The 3,555-nt window shown below is 70.2% G+C and carries 4 protein-coding genes; 3 read left to right on the top strand and 1 reads right to left on the bottom strand.

Going from position 1 to position 3,555, the window contains the following annotated elements:
- Positions 1-334: 334 nt before the first annotated feature.
- A complete protein-coding gene (locus ACWDNU_RS44915) occupies positions 335-544 on the top strand; it encodes a hypothetical protein (RefSeq protein WP_009071860.1) in 210 nt (69 codons plus the stop codon).
- Positions 544-1,077, top strand: a complete 534-nt coding sequence (locus ACWDNU_RS44920; protein WP_449673340.1) for a Clp protease N-terminal domain-containing protein — start codon at positions 544-546, stop codon at positions 1,075-1,077. Before ACWDNU_RS44915 ends, ACWDNU_RS44920 begins: the two co-directional genes overlap by 1 nt.
- On the opposite strand, the gene yczE is transcribed toward ACWDNU_RS44920, so the two are convergent.
- On the bottom strand, positions 1,074-1,715 hold the full coding sequence (gene yczE, locus ACWDNU_RS44925) for a membrane protein YczE (RefSeq protein ID WP_449673341.1): 642 nt from the start codon (positions 1,713-1,715) through the stop codon (positions 1,074-1,076). The two genes, ACWDNU_RS44920 and yczE, sit on opposite strands and share 4 nt — an antisense overlap.
- Before the next feature lie 61 nt (positions 1,716-1,776).
- Between yczE and yczR the strand changes: the two genes are divergently transcribed.
- Positions 1,777-3,216 carry a MocR-like transcription factor YczR gene (gene yczR / locus ACWDNU_RS44930; protein WP_370932366.1) on the top strand — a complete coding sequence of 480 codons (1,440 nt, stop codon included), beginning with the start codon at positions 1,777-1,779 and terminating at the stop codon, positions 3,214-3,216.
- Positions 3,217-3,555 lie beyond the last annotated feature (339 nt).

Below are 3,555 nucleotides of genomic sequence, written 5' to 3' on the forward strand. Positions count from 1 at the left end.
GGCGGGAAAGATGCCTTGACAAGCACCCCCAGACCGCAGGGACGCTTCATATCGGGGTGCGGGGGAGGGGCTGGGTGCCTCGATCGTTGGGTGCATTGGCTGCGGTTTCGCGGTGGGTGGGGCTAGCGCCCCAATGTGGCGTTGGGTGCATGTGACGCACCGAACGCCGCTTTGGGTGCGTGGGGCGCACCCGATGCCGCATTGGGGCGCGTCGCGGCGGGCGGTGGTCGTGAGGGGAACCCTGAGGGAATCAGAGTCAATGAGGGTGGCCCTCACGTGCCTTGCGGTGTCAACGGAGGTTGACAGAGTCGAGGTGTCAACCTAGATTGACATCATGACGGAAGCGACGGATCTGGCCGCTCGCGCTGGTGACCGGGATCCCCGGGTGGGGCTTCGGGCGGTGGCGGCGCTGAGGCGGTTGCTGGAGCAGTTGGAGGCCGTGCAGGTGCGGAGTGCGCGCATGCACGGCTGGTCGTGGCAGGACATCGCGGCCGAGTTGGGGGTCAGCCGGCAGGCCGTGCACAAGAAGTACGGGAGGCATTGATGTTCGAGAAGTTCACCCATGACGCCCGGAGAGCGGTGGTCGAGGCGCAGGCGGCGGCGCACGAAGCGGGGGCGCACGAGATTTCCGCGCAGGCCGTTTTCGCTGGGTTGGCTCGGGTTGAGGACGGCGAGGCGGTGCGGTTGCTGCGGGTTCTCGGGGTGTCTCGGGACGACGTCTTCGCCGAGTTAGCCCGCGTGCGTCGGCGTGGGGGGATTAGTGACGCCGATGCCGAGGCGCTTACCGAGTTCGGCATCGACGTCGATCAGATCGTGGACCGGATCGAGCAGACGCACGGGCCGGGTGCGCTTGCTGAGGCTGGGCGGCGTAGCAAGCGCAATCACTTGCCGTTTACCTCGGAGGCCAAGAACGCGCTGCAGATGAGCGTGCGGGAGGCGCACGACCTCGGCGACAAGCATCTCGGGCAGGAGCATTTGCTGCTCGCGTTGGCCAGGCAGCGCGGTCCGGTCGCCGATTTCCTCGCGGCGCGCGGCGTTGATTATCCGGCGGTCCGGCAGGCCGTCGGCAAACGCTAATGCTGTTCTTGCTCGTCCGGCCCGGTGCGCCAAGTGACCAGGGGGAGCAGGGCCTGGGTCAGCGGGCCGATGCTGAGGGCGTACAGGACCGTTCCGACGCCGACCGAGCCGCCGAGCAGCCAGCCCGCGGCCAGGACCAGTATCTCGATGCCGGTCCGGACCAGGCGCACGGACCAGCCGGTTCGGGCGTGCAGGCCGGTCATCAGGCCGTCTCGCGGGCCGGGGCCCAGGCGGGTTCCGACGTACACCGCGGTCGCGACGGCGTTCAGGACTACGCCGCCGATCAGCATCAGGATTTGCCAGACGAGCACGTGCTGGTCCGGCAGCACCGCGCGCACCGCGTCGACGGCCACCGCGATCACCGCGATGTTCGCGACGGTGCCGATTCCGGGACGCTGCCGTAGCGGGATCCACAGCAGCAGCACGAAGACCGCCACGACGGCGCTGATCGTGCCGAACGTCAGGCCGGTGAGCTTGGTCAGGCCGTCGTTCAGCACGTCCCACGGGTCGAGGCCGAGGCGGGCGCGGGTGAGCATCGCCATGCTCGCGCCGTAAAGGGCGAGGCCGGCGAACAGCTGGGCACCCCGGCGGGCGGGGGATCGGCGGATGCTGAGCGGACTGAGGTCGATAGCTGCCACTTCTCCACTATTGGCGACAACTGGCCTGGTATGCCATGGCCAATGCGCAATAATTGGCCTTATGGAACCGCTTGGTGGGCGCATCTCGGGGCGTAGATTGGCCACATTGCTGGGCGAATGGCGGCAGCGTGGCTCCCGGCAAGGTGCGTCCGACCTCGCCGCGGCGGTCGAGTTGCACGTGCTCGACGGGCAGTTGCCGATCGGCACCCGGCTGCCCGCCGAGCGCGAACTCGCCGACGCGCTCGGCGTCAGCCGCACGCTCATCGGCGCGGCGCTCGACCGGCTCCGCGCGGACGGTCTCGTCGCCAGCCGTCGCGGAGCCGGTTCGTGGGTGGCTGGGGTCGGAAACCGCGACGAGGCCGAGGCGGTCCGCGACGACCTCCTCGACCTCGCGCGGGCCGCGCCGCCCGCCGTGCCTGGGCTGATGGCCGCGTTCGACACCGCTCGGCGGGACCTCGTCGAGTACGCCAGCGGCAACGGTTACCTCACCGGCGGCCTCCCGCGGCTGCGCGAGCGGATCGCCGAGCGTTACACCGCGCGCGGCCTGCCGACCTCGCCGGACCAGGTGCTGGTGACATCCGGCGCGTACTCCGCGTTCGTGCTGTGCCTGCGGATGCTGGCCGGGCCGGGCGATCGCGTCCTGCTGGAACAGCCGACGTATCCGAACGCGATCGACGCCGTCCGCGCGACGCACGCGTTGCCGGTGCCGGTCGCGCTCGATCCGGTGCACGGCTGGGATCTGCCCGGCATCGAAGCCGCGCTGCGCCAGGCCGCGCCCCGGTTCGGCTATCTCGTGGTGGACTTCCAGAATCCGACCGGACTGCGCCTCGACGCGGCCGGGCGCGAACGGCTCGGCGGGCTGCTCGCCCGGACGCGGACGCCGGTCGTGGTCGACGAATCGTTGGTAGAGCTGGATTACGAGGGCGATCCGGTGGACGGTCCGCCGCCGCTGGCCGCGTTCGGCGGGGATCTGGTGCTGAGCGTCGGATCCGCGGCGAAATCGCAGTGGGGCGGGTTGAGGCTGGGCTGGATCCGGGCCTCGACGGATTTGCTGGACCGGCTGCAGTCCTCGCGGTTCGCGGTCGATCTCGGGGCACCGGTGTTCGATCAGCTCGTGCTCGCGGCGCTGCTGGAACCCGAGGGCTACGAGGTGCTTGCCCGGCGGCGGACGGAATTTCGGGAACAGCGGGACATCACGGTCGCGGCGCTGCGCAAGTACTGTCCAGAGTGGACATTCCAGGTGCCGTCCGGCGGATTGTCGGTGTGGTGCCGGTTGCCGGAGCCGATGAGCACGCGGCTGGCGGTGTCGGCGGCGACTCGCGGCGTGCAGCTCGCGCCCGGGTCGAGGTTCGGGGTGCACGGCGGATTGGAACGCTGGCTGCGGCTGCCGTTCGGGCTGCCGCGCGAGCAATTGCCGGAGGCGGTGCGGCGGGTCAGCGTGGCGGCGGCTTCGGTGCGCGGCTGTGCGGATGTGCCCGCGGAGCGGATTCCGGTGACGTAGCGGGCTCGTGAGTGGCGATGGCGGTTCTCACCGGCATGCACCCCCGGAAAAGTGAACAGCCGGTGCACCGGATGGGATCCAGCCACTCCAGGGAGGGTGGCGGTCTCCTTATCCGGCGCACCGGCCGATCGTCCGAGGCGCTTCCCGGCACAGCCCCTCGAAGTGCCGGGAAGCGCCCTCGGTTCAGGCGAGCTTCGGTTGGCGCAGGCTTTCGCTCGGCGCGGTGAGCGAAAGCCTCCGGAGCACGCCCGTGGTGGGTCCCGGCGCCGCGGACTGTCCGAACAGGTCACCGACACCGATGACCTGGTGCGGGAACTGGAAAACGCGGCCGGTCTCGGC

Source organism: Amycolatopsis sp. NPDC003676 (assembly GCF_053587275.1).

What these genes read in the sequence shown, in the direction of transcription:
- ACWDNU_RS44915 (WP_009071860.1), top strand. Translation starts at nt 335, where the DNA reads ATGACGGAAGCGACGGATCTGGCCGCTCGCGCTGGTGACCGGGATCCC.
- yczR (WP_370932366.1), top strand. Translation starts at nt 1,777, where the DNA reads ATGGAACCGCTTGGTGGGCGCATCTCGGGGCGTAGATTGGCCACATTG.
- ACWDNU_RS44920 (WP_449673340.1), top strand. Translation starts at nt 544, where the DNA reads ATGTTCGAGAAGTTCACCCATGACGCCCGGAGAGCGGTGGTCGAGGCG.